Origin of the sequence: Paenibacillus albicereus (genome assembly GCF_012676905.1) — a bacterium.
Classification (GTDB): Bacteria; Bacillota; Bacilli; order Paenibacillales; family Paenibacillaceae; genus Paenibacillus_O; species Paenibacillus_O albicereus.
In genome coordinates this window covers 1,291,290-1,306,726 of sequence record NZ_CP051428.1, presented here as the reverse complement: position 1 = coordinate 1,306,726, position 15,437 = coordinate 1,291,290, and the positions used below count along the sequence as shown (strand labels likewise).

The window sequence follows — 15,437 nt, the reverse complement described above, 5'->3', positions numbered from 1 at the left end:
TGAATGGAATCGATCCGTATGGCGCAGCTATGGCGGAGCCTGCCGGACTCGCCGCTATCCGCGCTCCGGCATCCAGATGCGGTAGCGCCCGCTCAGTGCCAGCATGGCGAACAGGTAGAGGCAGTTGTCGTAATAGCGGCGCTCGCCGGTCCGAACCGGCGTCTCCCAGAAGCGGCGGACCGTCTCGAGCGCCAGCTCGCCGCCCGCCGCCAGCGAGGCGGCCGCGTTCGTCGCGAGCAGCCCGACCGGATGAAGCGCTTTCTCTTCGAGCGGCGTCCCGTCGATGAAGTAGCGCCGATAGTCGTCCGGCTCCTTGTCCGCGAAAAACGACTGGATGCGGCCGGCGATGGCCGGCTGCTGCGGATCGGCGCGGAACCATTCCCAGTCGAGCCCGATGTTGGCCGCGACGCGGTAGGCGTCGCTGAAAAACTTGCCGTAGCCGCGCTCGTCGTTGGGCGTGCCGTCGTAATGGGCGTATTCGGGCGAGAGCCCCGTCTCGGGATGGCAGGACAGGCGGATGTACGCCCGGCTCGCCTCCGTCGCCTCCTGCCAGAACGGCCGGTCCGCGGGGTCGGCCCAGAGCGCGAACAGCTCGTAGAAATGCGGCAGATGATAGGACGGATCGCTGTATTCCGCGCTCGGCACGAACTTGATGAGCTTGTTGTCCGGATTCCACATCGGATCGCCGGCGCCGTCCTCGCCCTTGTGGATGCAGACGCTCAGCAGCTCGCGCGCCTTGGCGCCGTAGTCGAGCGGATGCTCGCCGTCGCCCCAGCGATGCGAGGCGAACAGCAGCGCGAGCGCGAAGTACTCCTCTCCGTCGGGAGCGGGGCCGTTCGAGTTGCGCGTGCCGTCCGGCAGGCAGGACCAGGCGAAGTAGCCGGCTCCCGGTCCTTCCTTCATGTGCATGTACTGCCAGCTCCAGCGCCAGATGCGGTCGAACGTGTCCTTATGGCCGAGCTGCACGGCCATCATCATGCCGTAGGACATGCCCTCGGTGCGCACGTCGAGATTGCCCGTATCGAGCAGGTAGCCCATCCCGTCATCCGTCTCGTAGTAGATGCGCGTCTCGTCGCCTTCCTCGAACAGCTCCCGCCATGTCTGCGCGAGCCGCGCGGCAATCTCCTCCTCCCCGTAGCCCGCCTCGCGGAATACGTTGCGGTAGGTCCCGGTATGGAACGCTCCGTTTCTTACTCCCGTTCTCGCTTCCGTCATGCCGATTCCCCCTCAGATGGTCTCGATTCCTTCCCGTTCGTTCAGAAATTGAACCGGCACGCCCGGCAGCATCCTGCTGATCCGCTCCGAGGCCAGCTCCATGCCCGGCTGCTCGCTGGCGGCGTGCCCGACGTACAGGAGCGCGATGCGGCGACCGAGCCGGACCGCGTCCCGCACGTACTCCGGCGCCTCCCATTCCGGCCCTTCGCCCGCGAGCAGCAGCTCCGCGCCATGCTGCTCGTACAGCCGGGCGGCCAGCTCGCCGCCGCCGCGATAGCCGGCCGTGACCGCGACCGTGCGGCACGGATGAGCCAGGTCGCCGGCCGCCCGCACGCCGCGCGCGCCGAGCGTCCGCTTGGCGCGCTCCGCCGCCTCCATCGCGCTCACCGGCTCCGGCAGCCGGACGATCGTCGCCTCCGGCAGCGTCCGATGGACGGCGTCCGCCCAGCCGAGCCGGCGCACGAGCCCCTCCGTGATGAGGTCCGGCCGCAGCCGGTGCGGCCCGTCATGCCAGCGGAAAACCGCCATGCCGCTCGCCTCGATCCAGCGCCGCTTCGCCTGCGCGGCCCCGCTGTCCGCCGTCCAGGCGGCATCCGCATGATGGCTGAAGTAGAGGCCTTCGTGGACGACGAGCAGGTTCGCCCCGGCGTCCCGCGCCCGCTCCAGCGCGTCCACCGACGCGGCGAACGATACGGCGATGCCGGCCAGCGTCCGCTCCGGATCGCCGGCGAGCAGGCCGTCCGAGCCGCCGCGCGGCGGCGGCGGGCTGCCGGCTCCGGGCATATCGCCGGCTGCGGGCACGCTGCCAGATGCCGGTACGCTGCCGGCAGCCGGCACGCTGCCAGCTGCGGGCGGGCTGCCGACTCCAGTCGGGCCGTCCGGTCTGCCGAGGCCTTCCGCCTCCAGGTCCGGCTGCATGATGCGGCGTACGGCCTCTCCGATCGTCCATGGCATGAACAGCTCCTCCTTATATGGCTCGTCTTTCGCCATAGGAGCTTTCGCCCGGCTCCCGCCAGGACCGTCGCCCCCACGGCAAGCCCTAGTAGATCGTGCGGCCCCGCTCGTCCGGCATGCCGCTCTTGCGCCGGAAATACGTGTTGATGACGTCGCGCCACTCGCGCGCATGCTCCGCCTGATGGCGGAACCGCTCCAGCGTCTCGGAGAACGCCGGCTCCGGCACGTGGCCGCGCAGCGACTCCCAGTCTTCGAGCAGCCCTTGCGCACGCTCCGCTCCCTCGAAGCGGGAGTCGTAGATATGCTGGATGACCGTCTTGCCCGATCGCAGCCGATGCGTGTACGGCACATGGTGGAAGAACAGCAGCAGCTCGTCGGGCGTCGTCTCCGGCGACTCGTAGAGGCGGGCGACCGGCTCGCCGTACTGCGCCGCGTAGCCGGTGCCGCTTGCGGAGCTGCGGTCGACGCCGATGCCGTCGCGGTCGGCGAAATGGTACGTGCCCCACATCGAATACTCGTAGCCGTCGACATCCGGCCCGTAGTGATGATGCGGCTTGACCATCCAGCCGACGCCGAGCGGAGCGGTGTACGACTCGTAGATGCTCCACGACCGCAGCAGCATGCCGCAGACGGCATCCGCCGCCTGCGGGCGGTCGCCCAGCGTCAGCTCCGCCCACTCCCGGGCGATCGCCTCTGCGGACAGCTCCGGCTGCCAGGCGAGGCGGCCGAAGCCGTACAGGTTCGCCTGCGCGAGCAGATGCCCGGTCCAGTTGGCGTCGTCCCCGATGTTGGAGACGGCGGCGAGACCTCCCGCCGGGCGGCCGTGCAGCTCGCCGCTCGCGATCCGCTTCACGGTCGAGCCTTCGCCCTTCCGCTGCGTGTCGAAGTCGAGCGCTTCCTTCCACTGCGGCACGAGGTAGCACAGATGCCGCTGCTGGCCCGTGTACTCCTGCGCGATCTGGAATTCGACGAGCAGGTTCGTGCGCGGCATCGCCCCGATGAGCGGCGACACCGGCTCGCGGACCTGGAAGTCCATCGGGCCGTTCTTCACCTGCAGGAACACGTTGTCGCGAAAACGGCCGTCGAGCGGCATGAAATGGTCGTACGCCGCCCGCGCCCGGTCCGTGACGCGGTCGCGCCAGTCCTGGCGGCAGTCGTAGACGAAGCAGCGCCAGACGACCCGGCCGCCATGCGGCGCGAGCGCGTCCGCCAGCATGTTGGCGCCGTCCGCATGGTCGCGGCCGTACGTGAACGGGCCGGGCCGGAATTCCGAGTCGGCCTTGACGAGGAACCCGCCGAAGTCCGGGACGTAACGGTAGACGCGGTCCGCCGCCTCGCGCCACCAGCTCCGCACCTCCTCGTCGAGCGGGTCGGCCGTGTCCAGGCCTCCGCCTTCGACCGGCGCGGCAAAGTTGACGCTCAGGTACAGGCGGATGCCCCAGCCGCGCAGGATGTCGGCCACGGCCGCCACGCTCGGCAGGTCCTCCTCGCCGATGAAGCGCGTCTCGCGGGCATGCACGTTGACGTTGTTGATCGCCAGCGCGTTGATGCCGGCCGAGGCGAGCAGGCGGGCGTAGTCGCGGATGCGCGTGCGGTCCCGGACGAACTCGCCGTCCCGGTAGAAGATCGAGCGGCCCGCATAGCCGCGCTCGACGCTGCCGTCGGCGTTGTCCCATTGGTTGATCATGCGCAGCGCATTCGCCGGCCGCTCGGCGACGTCGAGCCCGCCCAGAGGCGCGCCCGAGCGCAGCAGGCGGCGCAGGTGGAACGCGCCGTACAGCACGCCGGCCGGACCGGAGCCGGCGACGACGACGATGCCGCCGCGCTCGACGAGGCGGTAGCTCTCGCCTGCCGGATCATCCGGCAGGCCGTCCCAGGCGGCCGCCGCCTCGGGGCAGCCGGCCGGCGTGCCGAGCACGATGCCGCGGCCGCCCTCTGGCGCCGGCTCCGGCCGAGGCTCGCGGCCGGTCAGGGCGATCGCCGCGGCGCGCAGCTCCGCCAGCGCGGCCCGGATCGGCGCCGCCTCCTCGGGGGCATGGAGGAACGCCATGCGATCCAGCGCCTGCCGCCGGGCATCTCCGCTCGCCGGAGGCGCGCCGAGCCAAGCGTCGTAGCCGCTGCCCGGCTCAGCCTGCGCGTGCCGCATCGCGCTCGCCTCCTTCCGCCGCGCGCGCGCGGCTCTCGCCCTCGCGCAGCCATAGGATCGCGGTCACGCCGCGCGGATAATACTTGCTGCCGATGATCTCGCCGGCGAGGATCTGGTCGCTCCACGCCCAGTACGACAGCTCCGTATGCTTGAGCCAGGCGGCATGGGCCGCGTCGGCCGCCGCCCCTTGCTCCGCCCACGGGAGACCGAGAATCTCGCGGGCGATGAACTGGCAGAGGTAGATTTTGCTCAGCCAGGAGTTGTCGCTCGTCGACGACAGCTTCCAGCCGCCGTCCGGGAACAGGCAGTCCCCTTCCTGCAGCACCGTCGCCAGATGCGTCCGGAGCGCCGCGAGGTAGCCGGAGAAGCGGCCGTCCGGATCAAGCGCGTCCATCGCTCCGGTGAAATACGGGAACACGAGCCCTTCGATCGCCGGAATGATGCGCGAATCGTTGTTCTCGCCGATCACGGCCGGAATGTAGCCGCGATCGTTCAGCTGCGCCGCGATCGTCGCCGCCGCGCGGTCGGCCTGAACGCCCGCCTCGGCAGCGAGGCCGGCGAGCCCTTCGGCGGCGAAGCGCTTCTCGAGCGCGACGTAGACCGCCCAGCATTTGCCCGCCATGTAGATGTTGTTGCGGGACTGGCCGAGCGACACGTCGAGGCTGTCGTACGTCGTGATCTCCGCTCCGCCGTCCGTGCGCGAGCTGTCCAGGCCCATCAGGCCGTTCCGCAGCGCCGGGTCCGGATGGTCGCGGCGCAGCATGCTGTCGAGTCCGTCCTGCAGCACCGGCAGCGCGCGCTCCAGGAATTCGCGGTCGCCCGTCTGCTCCAGGTAGACGAGGGCGCAGCAGAGCCAGTTGACGAGCTCCTCGTGGCTCATGTACGAGAAGCAGCCGTCGATGCCCGCCAGCTCGTATGCCGAGCGGCCCGGCGGCGAGAACACGTTGGCGACGCCCATGTCATGGGTGAAGGCGATGCCCCCGGGATGCTCCTCAGCGTCGCCGGGGAAGCGCAGCGTATCGGAATAGCTGTAGCGCTTGACGAACCAGTCGAGCTCGTTGCGCACCGTCCACGGATTCAGCTCCAGCTCGAAGAACAGCTGGTCCGCCGTCAGGTCGAGCGTGTTCATCATCCGATACTCGCCCTCGTTGACGACCCATAGCGGCTCGCCGTCCGCCTCCAGCAGCTGCGTGCTGCCGTAATAGCTGTGGATCGCATGGTTCAGCATGAACCGCTGATCCGCCGACAGGCGGCCGCCGCTCCAACGGCCCTCCGCCGCGCGGCAGTCGTCCGCCAGCTCGTCGAAGCGCTCCAGCGCGTAGGCCGCGACGTCCTCGATGCGGCCGAACCAGCGCGTGTACAGATAAGATGCGTCCAGTCCGGCCGTCGCGATGCCGCCCCGGTAGAAGCAGACCGCGAAGCGGAACGTGCGCCGCTCGCCCGCCGGCGTGTCGAGCAGCAGCGCGCCCGTGCCGCCGAGCCCGAACGTCAGATGCTGCTCGTGGCGGGCGGTCAGGATGCTCTCCATCGAGAAGCCGAAGCCCGTCCTCACGCCCGGGGCGCGCGGAGCGGCGATCGCCGTGATCCGTCCCTGGCCGACGCCGCAGAAGCCGTCTCCCCCCAGCGGACGCATCGCGCTGTACGGATCGTTGCCCTCATAGCCGAAAAACGCCCGGCGCGCCGCGACGCCCGCCGTATTGTCCACCGTCAGCTCGGCGAATACGGCCGGCACGAGCGCGGCCTTCAGCTCCTCCTCCGAGGCCGCCGCCGGGTCCGGCACCGGACGGACCGGCGAGAGGATGCGGAACGTCAGGTCGCCCGCTTCCCAGACGTCCTCGCCTGCCTCCAGGCTGCGGCGGATGGCGGCGAAGTCGAACGGCTGCAGCAAGGACGGGCCTCCCGCGCCTTTTTTCTCGACGTCGTAGCGCGCCGCCTCGTCGCCCAGCTCGCCGAAGAACGGCAGCGCCTCGTAGCGCGAGCCGTCGCGCGACTGGAGGCCGATGTAGACGTTCTGGTCGGCCGGCTTGCCGAGCTCGAGGCCGAGCCCGCCTTTGGCGCCGGGATAGCCGAGCGTGAAGCTGGCGAAAGCTCCGATCGGAGCGTGGTGAGCGTTGTAGAACCGGTTGTCGGACAAGCGGGACAGCCCCTTCCATGAAAGCGATTACGTTTATCCTAACACGGCATCCAGAGGGCGGAAATGGTCAAATCCGGCGACTATTTACCCAAATCAGGCTAAGCCTTATACTGGAAAAAAAGGGCTCGTCGAAAGGAATGAAGGCGCATGGCCGAGGCCGTTCCGGCTCCCGAAGGCGGGTCCGTCTTGTCGGAGACGATGTTCGCGGATGTGAAGACGACGCTGAACCTGTTCGGCATCCACCGGCGGGAGGTGCGCGGGGACTGGTCCTATCCTTCGCATCAGCATCCCCAGTACGAGATCAACTTCCTGCTCGCGGGCAGCCAGATCATGACGGTCGGCGGACGCGAGCTCGTCCAGTCGCCCGGCGACCTGCTGCTCATCCGTCCGGGCGAGCGGCACAGCAGCCGCAGCGGCGACGGCCGGCCGTTCGACTACTTCTGCCTGCACTTCGATCTCGACGACCGGCTGTTCCTGCCGCTGCTCGGACGGCTCGACCAGACGCTGTTCCGCGCCGACAGCGAGCTCGCGCGCAAGGCGAGCCCGGTGCTGCGCAAGATGCTGGAGCCCGCCCAGAGCGCCGTGGCCGGAGCCGGCCACGGCCCCGGCTCCGTCGCCGCGCGGATGCGGCTGCAGGCGGCCGCGTTCGAGCTGTTCGCGATGCTCTGGGACGCGATCACGGCGGAATCGCTGCTGCAGCTTCCCCGCTCCTCGTATGCCAAGGAGGAGCTGGCGCAGGAGATCGCCGCCCGGCTGCAGGGCGCGGCCAGCCTGAACTTCCGCCATGCCCGCGGGCCGGGGGCGGCCGGCGCGAGCGCGGCCACGGACGGCCGAGGAGAGGAGGAGGGCGACGATGCCGACGGCCAGGGCGGTCTGCGCCGGATCGCCGCCGAGCTCGGCATCAGCGTCTCCCATTGCGGCCGGGTATTCCGCGAGGTGTACGGACAGTCGCCGCGGGCGTACTGGTCCTCGCTCGTGCTGCACGAGTCCAAGCAGCTGCTGTCGGACTCCAAGCATTCGATCCAGATGATCTCCGGGGTGCTCGGCTATCGCGACATCGCCCACTTCAGCCGCCAGTTCAAGCGCTGGACGGGCCTCTCCCCGTCGGCCTACCGCCGGCGGCAGCTGCATAGTTCCGGCGGCGAACGCGCAGAATAACCTCCGTTAGCACATTCTGCCAAGGGAGGCTTTGCCATGCCGGCTCTGCTCGCCAGCCTTCATACCTGGACCGTCGACGAGCCGGAGCGCTCCCTCTCGGAGGAGCTGTGCCGCCTGTTCGCCGGCTGCGAGGACTACATCTGCGTCAAGATCGGCGAGGACGGCGGACGCGAGGTGAGCCTTTGCTACCTGACCACGCTCGCCTCGCCTGACAAGCTCCGCTTCGTCGTCTCCGAGGAGGCGGGGACGCTGGAATCGCGGCTCAGCCAGTACGAGGGCTCCGCGATCGAGGAGGCCGACTACGACAGCGCCGAGCATGCCGTCTGCCTCGGCATGGCGATCCTCTGCCTGCAAGGCTCCTCGCGCGGGCTCGTGCTCAACCTGCATGAGGTGCAGCAGCGCAGCCTCGGCTCCCCGTTCACCGAGAACGTGCTGCAAGGGCCGCTGTACGCCTTCAACGAAAATCTGGATCTCAATACGGCGATCGTCCGCCAGCGCATCCGCAGCTCGAAGCTCAAGAGCTGGACGATCGAGATCGGCGGCGTGACCCGCACGAAATGCGCGGTTCTGCACCTCGCGGACAAGGCCGACCCGGACTGCCTGCGGCGCATCCAGGACGCGCTGGGCGCCTTGAAGGTGGAGGGCGTGCAGGATACCGGCGAGCTGCTCCGGCTGCTCGACACGAAGCGCTGGGCGCGGCTGTTCCCCAAGGCCATCCTCACCGAGCGGCCCGACCGCGTCAGCATCGACCTGCTTCAGGGCAAGCTCGCCATCCTGCTCGACGGCACTCCGTTCGCCTTGCTGCTTCCCGCCGTCTATACGGATTTCTGGCATTCGCCGGAGGACCGGTACGTCAATCCGTTCGTCTCCGTCTTTCTCAACGCGCTGCGCTTCCTGGCCATGCTCTGCAATCTCACGCTGCCGGCCTTGTACATCGCCCTGACCTCCATCAACGTCGACGTCAACCGGCTGGAGATCAGCCTCGCCGCGGCGGCGAGCCGGGAGGGCGTCCCGTATCCCGTGTTCGTCGAGACGATGCTCATGCTCATCATCATCGACTTCATCACCGAGGCGGGCACGCGGCTGCCCAACGCGATCAGCGCGACCGTCACGATGGTCGGCGGCGTCGTGCTCGGCCAGGCGATCATCCAGGCCAGCATCGTGAGCAACCTGCTCGTCATCATCGTCGCGGCGACGGCCATCACGAACTTCATCGTCATCGACTACCAGATGGGGCTCGTGCAGCGCATCCTCAAGTACTTCGCCTGCATCGGCGCCGCCGTGGCCGGGCTGCTCGGCATCGTGTTCTGCCTCGCCTGCCTCGTCTTTTACCTGAGCAGCCTGGAGTCGTTCGGCACCCCCTATCTGACTCCGCTGCTGCAAAAGAAAGGCGGTGGAGCATGACGCCCCAGCCCCGCCTTTCGACGTACGCCTATTTCTGCCTGTTCGCCCTCTACTTCGGCGCGACGGGAGGTTTCCTGTATCCGAGCCTCGTCATCAACAGCACGAGCGGGTCGCTCTGGATGCCGATCCTCCTCTGGGCGGGCGCCTCCGCCGCCAGCTGCCTGCTCTACGCCCGCGTGCTCGGCCGTCTCGGCGGCCAGCCGCTCGTGCCCTACACGCGCGGGCTGCTCGGACCGGCGGCCGCCTCGCTGGCCATGCTGCCCGTGATGCTGTTCGCGATCGGAGCGATCGTCGTCATGCTGCGCTCGTTCTCCGAGCTCGTGTCGATGACGCTGCTGCCGACGACGCCGATCGCCTTTCTCGACGGCATGATCGCGCCGGCGGCGCTGCTGGCCGCGGCCGGCCTGCCTCCGATCTTCCGGGCGGCGAGAGCGTTGTTCCTGATGGCCTTCCTCATCCTGCTGTTCTTGATGCTCGTCGGGCTCATCAACACGCATCTCTACTACGGCGGCCCTTGGCTTAGGCCGGACCCGGCCCTTCTGCTGAGCGGCGGCTTCTTCGGGGGCTCCTTTTTATGGATGGGCTTCACCTTCGTCGCGCTATGCGGCAGCTTCGACAGCGGCAGCAGCCGCAAGTTCCGCAAGGGCTATCTGCTGTCGCTCGGAACCGGCACGCTGCTCGTGCTCGCGTTCGTCTACTTGCCCGTGCTGACGTTCGGCCGTGAGCTCGGCTCCCGCCTGACGTTTCCGTTCGTGACCAAGATGGATTCCGTCTACCAGTACTGGATCGTATTCGAGAACCTGACCGCCATCTTCCTGTCCGCCACCATGCTCAGCGTCATGATCGTCCTCGCGCTCAAGCTGCGGGCCATCGGCAGCATGGCCAGCGGGCTGTGGCCGCGGCTGCCCGCGGACAAGCTCATCCTCGGGGGCGCGCTCGCGGTATTCGCGCTGTCGACGCTGATCCCGGAATGGAGGGACGTCGAGAGCTGGGTGTTCCACTGCATCGCGCTGCGGCTCTACGCGCTGTTCGCGTTTCCGCTGCTGCTGCTCATCGTCCAGCGGAGCAAGCGGGCAAAGGAGGATGCGGCATGAGGCAGGCCGAACGAAGCTCGACAAGCCGGAGAGCGCCGGCTCGGCTCAGGCAGGCCGGGTGTCTCGCCGCCCTGCTCGCGCTGCTCGTCGCAGGCGGCTGCTGGGATTCCAAGGATGTGGACAACCGGTTCCTCGTCGGCGCGATGGGGCTTGATCTCAAGTCCCCCAACAGCCTCGACGTCTGGTTCCGCATCCCGGTGACCAGCTCCTCGGACGGCAACCACAAGAACTCCTTCTTCTCGGTCAGCCAGCAGGGCTCAACCGTCATGGACGCGGTCAACAAGGTGCAGTACAAGCTGCCCAAGGCGGTCGACGTCTCCTCGACGCGGGCGATGTTCCTCGACGAGCAGAGCGCGCGCGCCGGGCTGCTGCCTTACCTGGAGTTCGCGGTGCGGGAGCGGTCGGTTCCGCTCGATGCGGTCATCGCGATCGTGCAGGGCGACATGAAGAGCATCTTCGAAAGCCCGAATCCGGCGGGCGAGCTGCCGGGCATCTACACCAAAATCTACTTCGAGCCCTACGCCGGCGGCATCCCCCGCAAGAACAAGACGATGCTTTGGGAGGTGTACGCCAAGCTGCACGACCCGATGCATGCCAACCTCATTCCCGTGCTGCGCCAGGAGAAGAAGGATTTCATCCAGGTGGGCAACGCCTTTTTCCATGGGGAGAAGATGGGCGGCAGGCTGACGATGGACGAGTCGCTGCTGTACGAGATGATCGCCAAGCGGCTGAGCGATTCGGAGATCGTGCTCATGAGCCGCTCCGATCTCAACATCGTCCATAACCGAACCCGCATCCGCAGCCGCTTGGACAGCGAGAAGCCGCGCATCGACGTAGAGATCAGCCTGTCGGTCACCTTGCTGGACAAGTCCCATTTCAAGCATCGCAGCGAGGAGAGGATCAAGGAGGAGCTGGTGCTGCTGCTGGAGGGGCTGGCGCGGAGCTTGATGGAGAAGACGCAGCAGGCGGGCGCGGACATTTTCGGCTTCGGCAACCGGTTCCGCGACCGCGTCCGCCCGGAGGACTGGCCCGAGCTGTACCGGCAGGCCGACATCCGCTGCACGTTCCACATCGTCCTGCGCAATACGGGGCTTGAATTCCTCCGGACCTAGCCGGGCGGCGATGGCGCGGCGCCCCGGAGAAGATCGGCGCACAAAAAAGGGGCAGCTCCTGCCAGGCCGCATCGACCGGCCCTGCAGGAGCTGCCCCTTGTCCGCTTGGCGGCCCGGTTCCCCGGCGGATCGCCCTCGGACGCCGCCCGCCTACGCGCGGATGCGGATCGCCGCTCCGGGAGCCGCCTCGATCTCGTGGATGCCGCCCGCCCAGCGGCTCGCTCCGCCTGCGATCGTCCATCCCTCCGGTCCCCGCACGCGCACGACGCCTCCCGGGCCGCAGCGGAGCGTCGCTTCCGTCAGCGCGCCCTCGCTCCAGACGAAGTCGCACTCCACGCCGCCGCGCGCCCGCAGGCCGCTTGCCCGGCCCTCGGACCATCCCTGCGGCAGCGCCGGCAGCAGCTTCAGCGTGCCGCCGTGCGATTGCAGCAGCATCTCGGCGACCGCCGCCGTGCCGCCGAAGTTGGCGTCGATCTGGAACGGCGGATGGTCGCCGAACAGATTCGGATGCACCGCATGCCGCAGCAGCTCCAGGTAGTGGCGGCGCGCCTCCTCGCCGTCCGCCAGGCGGGCGTAGAACAGATTGATCCAGGCCCGGCTCCAGCCGGTATGCCCGCCGCCGTGGCGCAGCCGGCCCTCCAGCGTCGTCCGCGCCGCGGCCGCCAGCTCCGGCGTCTCCTCCGGCGTGATCTGCTCGCCCGGATGCAGCGCGTACAGATGGGAGATATGGCGATGGCCCGGCTCCGGCTCGCCGTACTCCTCCGACCATTCCAGCAGCTGTCCCGCGCGGCCGATCTCCGGCTGCGGCAGCCGCGAGCGGATTTCCGCGAACCGGGCCGCCAGCCCGGCATCGACGCCGAGCCGCTCCGCCGCCTCGATGCAGGCGCCCAGCAGCTGATGGAGGATTTGCGAGTCCATCGACGGCCCGACGCATAGGCTGCCGCGGTTTCCGCTCGGCAGCTCGTACGTATTTTCCGGGGAGACGGACGGTCCCGTGACGAGACGCCCCCGGCCGTCCTCGATGAGCGCGTCCAGGAAGAAGCGGGCGGCGTCGCGCAGGACCGGGTAAGCCCGCTCCCGCAGGAACGCCTCGTCCAGGCCGTAGCGGTAGTGCTCCCAGGCATGGAGCGCCAGCCAGGCGCCTCCCATCGGCCAGATGACGCCCGGCACCCAGACGCCGACGATGCCGGTGTCCGCCCACAGATTCGTCGCGTGATGGGCGACGAAGCCTTCCGCCCCGTACATCTCGCGGGCCGTGCGGGCTCCGTTCTCGCGCAGCCGGTCGAGCAGGTCGAACAGCGGCTCATGCGTCTCCGCCAGATGGCAGGACTCCGCCGGCCAATAGTTCATCTGCAGGTTGATGTTGAGATGGTAGTCCGCCTCCCACGGCGGCGTGAAGCTTTCGTTCCAGACGCCCTGCAGGTTCGCCGGCAGCGAGCCGGGGCGCGAGCTGGAGAGGAGCAGGTAGCGTCCGTACAGGAAAAAGAGCCGCTCCAGCCCGAGGTCCTCCCCGCCCTCGCGCAGCCGCCGCAGCCGCTCGTCCGTCGGCAGCCGCTCCAGCTCGGCAGCGGCCGCGCCGGGCGATGCCGCCGAGCTGGAGTCCGGCTCCGGTCCGAGCTGCAGCCCGACGCGCCCGTACAGCGCGCCATGGGCTTGCCGGTGGCGGCGCAGCACCTCGGCATAGCCGTCGGCGAGCGCCGCCCGAGCGGCATCCAGGCTCGCCTGCAGCGGATCGCCGCAGCGGAACGTCGTCGCCGCCGCCACATACAGCGTCGCCGCGTCCGCGCCGTCGACCGCAATGACGTCGCCGAGCACGCGGCAGGAGCCTCCCTCGGCTGACGCCCGCAGCACGGCGGCATAAGAGACGCCGTCCGGACCGCATTGGCCGGTCATCGCGACGCCGTCCTCAAGCTGCTGCAGCCGCCCCTCGAACGGCCGGCGCGTCATTCCCGCGCGCAGGGTCAGCCCGCCCGGCACGCCGCTTTCCAAGCGGACCGCGATGACGCCATGCGGCTCGCTGGCGAAGACGGTGCGGACATGCAGCGCTCCGCCGGACGTCCAGCGCGTCTCGGCCCGTCCGTCCTCCAGCCGCAGCTCGCGGATGTAGCCGTCCGCCTCGGCCGTCTCGCCCGGCAGGCGCAGCAGCAGCTCGCCGAGCGTCTGGTACGGCGCGATATGGCCGGACTGCAGCATCATCGCGTCCATCGCCAGCTCCTCGGCCTGCTCCGGCTCGCCGGCGAGCAGCAGCTCCCGGATGCGCGGCAGCTCGCGCGCCGCGTCGGGGCTGACGTTCATCCCCGGCCCGCCGTACCAGAGCGAATCCTCGTTCAGCTGAATCCGCTCCTGGCCGAGCCGGCCGAACACCATCGCGCCCAGCTTGCCGCTGCCGATCGGCAGCGCCTCCGTCCACGCTTCCGCCGGAGAGCGGTACCACAGGCTGTCCCGGGACGAGGGATCAAGCCTCCTCATGGCCGCTTGCTGATCGTTGCTCATTGATCGGTCGCTCCTTCTCCATGGAGTGAGTTATCGGTATCTCACCCCCGATTCTAGCATGGATCGCGGGCTTATGATACCGTTCTCATCGAACGTGCCCGCCGGACGACCCGGCTGTTCGGCAGCGGGAAGGAGGCAGGACTCCCTTTTTTTTCGGCATCCATTCCCGTAGACTGAGGGAGATCGTCCCATCGTCGAGCAGCCCCGAGGGGCTGCCGCAAGAGAGGAGTCCTTCGATGACCCGCCATACGTTCGACAACCCGCCTTCGTTCGAAGGCATCGCTTCCGAAAAATGGGACCTGCACAAAGGCAAGGACATCCTGCCCCTGTGGGTCGCCGACATGGACTTCCCCGCGCCGCCGAGCGTGCTGGACGCGCTCGAGCGGAGGATCGGCAGAGGCGTGCTCGGCTATACGACCGTCTCTGCGGCATACAAGCAGGCCGTAGCCGGCTGGATGGCCCGCCGCCACGGCTGGCAGGCGCAGCCGGAGTGGGTGCGCTTCTGCCCCGGCGTCGTCGTCTCGCTGTCCGTCATCGTCCGCGCCTGCACGCAGCCCGGAGATGCCGTCGTCATCCAGCCTCCCGTCTACCCGCCGTTCCGCTCCGTCGTCGAGGACAACGGGCGCGAGCTCGTGCTGAATCCTCTGCTGCGGCGCGAGGACGGCCGCTACGAGATGAACTTCGCCCAGCTGGAGGAGCAGCTTGCGGAGGAGCGGGTCAAGCTGCTCATCCTCTGCTCGCCGCACAACCCCGTCGGCCGGGTCTGGACGCGCGAGGAGCTGCTGCGGGTCGCCGAGCTGTGCGGGCGTCACGGCGTGCTCGTCGTGTCCGACGAGATCCATGCGGACCTCGTGTTCGAGCCCGGCCGATTCGTTCCGTTCGCCTCGATCTCGGAGGAGGCGGCCGCGCTCGCGCTCGTCTGCACGTCGCCGAGCAAGACGTTCAACATCGCCGGCATGAATACGTCCAACATGGTGATTCCGAACCCGCAGCTGAGGACGGCGGTGACGGCCGAGCTGAAGCGCGGCGCGCTCGGCTCGATCTCCGCGCTCGGGCACGCCGCCGTCATCGGAGCCTACGAAGGCGGGGAGGACTGGCTCGAGGAGGCGCTCGCCTACATCCGCGCCAACCAGCAGTTCCTCGTCGAAGCGCTGGGGCGCTCCGTGCCGGAGCTGTCCGTCGCGGCGCCGGAGGGGACGTACCTGCTCTGGCTCGACTGCCTCGGACTCGGCCTGGCGGATGCCGAGCTTCATCGCTTCTTCCTTGAAAAGGCCCGGATCCAGCTTAGCCCCGGCTCCTCGTTCGTGGAGGGCGGCGCCGGCTTCATGCGGCTGAACGCGGCCTGCAGCCGGGCCACGGCCGAAGAGGCGGCGCGGCGCATCGCCGCCGCCGTGCAGGAACTGCGCGCCTCGCGCTGATGATGCGCGCAGGCCGGCGCCTTGCCGGTGCGGGCTCGCCTGCTGGCGCCGGCGCTTCGGGCTGGCCGTAGCATAGGCGGCAAGGACAGCCCGTACGCGGGCTGTCAGGCCGGCCGAGGCATAAGAGATCGAAGCGACGGCAGTTGCGTCAAAAGGCTTGCCTGCGGTTATGAATCCTTGAGCCGATCGCCCGGATGTCCTTCCGACGACTGTCACAACCTCGACATAAACCGGTGCGATTGCCCCTTGCGCGCCTTTGTGCCGGATGATACGATTAAGCCATCAAGAGATTGTGATTAATTTCACAAC

Annotated in this window: 10 protein-coding genes; 5 read left to right on the top strand and 5 right to left on the bottom strand. The window is 68.7% G+C overall.

What is annotated here, in order from left to right:
- Positions 1-54 precede the first annotated feature (54 nt).
- The 4 genes from HGI30_RS05695 to HGI30_RS05680 form a co-directional block, all read right to left on the bottom strand.
- Positions 55-1,215: a family 8 glycosyl hydrolase gene (locus tag HGI30_RS05695; protein ID WP_168906758.1), complete on the bottom strand. Its 1,161-nt coding sequence runs from the start codon at positions 1,213-1,215 to the stop codon at positions 55-57.
- Positions 1,216-1,227: 12 nt separating this feature from the next.
- Positions 1,228-2,169: a Nif3-like dinuclear metal center hexameric protein gene (locus HGI30_RS05690; RefSeq protein WP_168906757.1), complete on the bottom strand. Its 942-nt coding sequence runs from the start codon at positions 2,167-2,169 to the stop codon at positions 1,228-1,230.
- Positions 2,170-2,254: 85 nt separating this feature from the next.
- Complete coding sequence (locus HGI30_RS05685; RefSeq protein ID WP_168906756.1) at positions 2,255-4,315, bottom strand: alpha-glucuronidase family glycosyl hydrolase; 2,061 nt, start codon at positions 4,313-4,315, stop codon at positions 2,255-2,257.
- Positions 4,296-6,449, bottom strand: a complete 2,154-nt coding sequence (locus tag HGI30_RS05680; protein ID WP_168906755.1) for a glycoside hydrolase family 52 protein — start codon at positions 6,447-6,449, stop codon at positions 4,296-4,298. The genes HGI30_RS05685 and HGI30_RS05680 overlap by 20 nt, the downstream gene beginning before the upstream one ends.
- Before the next feature lie 147 nt (positions 6,450-6,596).
- Between HGI30_RS05680 and HGI30_RS05675 the strand changes: the two genes are divergently transcribed.
- From HGI30_RS05675 to HGI30_RS05660, 4 genes are read left to right on the top strand one after another with little or no spacing between them, the layout of a single operon-like run.
- Entirely contained in the window at positions 6,597-7,607 is a 1,011-nt protein-coding gene (locus HGI30_RS05675; RefSeq protein WP_168906754.1) for an AraC family transcriptional regulator, read from the top strand.
- Positions 7,608-7,643: 36 nt separating this feature from the next.
- Entirely contained in the window at positions 7,644-9,011 is a 1,368-nt protein-coding gene (locus HGI30_RS05670; RefSeq protein ID WP_168906753.1) for a spore germination protein, read from the top strand.
- Positions 9,008-10,105: a GerAB/ArcD/ProY family transporter gene (locus tag HGI30_RS05665; RefSeq protein WP_168906752.1), complete on the top strand. Its 1,098-nt coding sequence runs from the start codon at positions 9,008-9,010 to the stop codon at positions 10,103-10,105. The genes HGI30_RS05670 and HGI30_RS05665 overlap by 4 nt, the downstream gene beginning before the upstream one ends.
- Positions 10,102-11,217 (top strand): Ger(x)C family spore germination protein, encoded by a 1,116-nt coding sequence (locus HGI30_RS05660; protein WP_168906751.1) that lies wholly within the window; start codon positions 10,102-10,104, stop codon positions 11,215-11,217. Before HGI30_RS05665 ends, HGI30_RS05660 begins: the two co-directional genes overlap by 4 nt.
- 150 nt (positions 11,218-11,367) lie before the next feature.
- Here HGI30_RS05660 and HGI30_RS05655 read toward each other — a convergent pair whose 3' ends face one another.
- A complete protein-coding gene (locus HGI30_RS05655) occupies positions 11,368-13,710 on the bottom strand; it encodes a glycoside hydrolase family 95 protein (RefSeq protein WP_235680334.1) in 2,343 nt (780 codons plus the stop codon).
- A gap of 236 nt (positions 13,711-13,946) precedes the next feature.
- Here HGI30_RS05655 and HGI30_RS05650 point away from each other — a divergent pair, with 236 nt between their 5' ends.
- Positions 13,947-15,128 (top strand): MalY/PatB family protein, encoded by a 1,182-nt coding sequence (locus HGI30_RS05650; protein WP_168906750.1) that lies wholly within the window; start codon positions 13,947-13,949, stop codon positions 15,126-15,128.
- Positions 15,129-15,437: the final 309 nt, after the last annotated feature.

What these genes read in the sequence shown, in the direction of transcription:
- HGI30_RS05675 (WP_168906754.1), top strand. Translation starts at nt 6,597, where the DNA reads ATGGCCGAGGCCGTTCCGGCTCCCGAAGGCGGGTCCGTCTTGTCGGAG.
- HGI30_RS05665 (WP_168906752.1), top strand. Translation starts at nt 9,008, where the DNA reads ATGACGCCCCAGCCCCGCCTTTCGACGTACGCCTATTTCTGCCTGTTC.
- HGI30_RS05655 (WP_235680334.1), bottom strand. Translation starts at nt 13,710, where the DNA reads ATGAGCAACGATCAGCAAGCGGCCATGAGGAGGCTTGATCCCTCGTCC.
- HGI30_RS05650 (WP_168906750.1), top strand. Translation starts at nt 13,947, where the DNA reads ATGACCCGCCATACGTTCGACAACCCGCCTTCGTTCGAAGGCATCGCT.
- HGI30_RS05690 (WP_168906757.1), bottom strand. Translation starts at nt 2,169, where the DNA reads ATGCCATGGACGATCGGAGAGGCCGTACGCCGCATCATGCAGCCGGAC.
- HGI30_RS05695 (WP_168906758.1), bottom strand. Translation starts at nt 1,215, where the DNA reads ATGACGGAAGCGAGAACGGGAGTAAGAAACGGAGCGTTCCATACCGGG.
- HGI30_RS05685 (WP_168906756.1), bottom strand. Translation starts at nt 4,315, where the DNA reads ATGCGGCACGCGCAGGCTGAGCCGGGCAGCGGCTACGACGCTTGGCTC.
- HGI30_RS05660 (WP_168906751.1), top strand. Translation starts at nt 10,102, where the DNA reads ATGAGGCAGGCCGAACGAAGCTCGACAAGCCGGAGAGCGCCGGCTCGG.
- HGI30_RS05670 (WP_168906753.1), top strand. Translation starts at nt 7,644, where the DNA reads ATGCCGGCTCTGCTCGCCAGCCTTCATACCTGGACCGTCGACGAGCCG.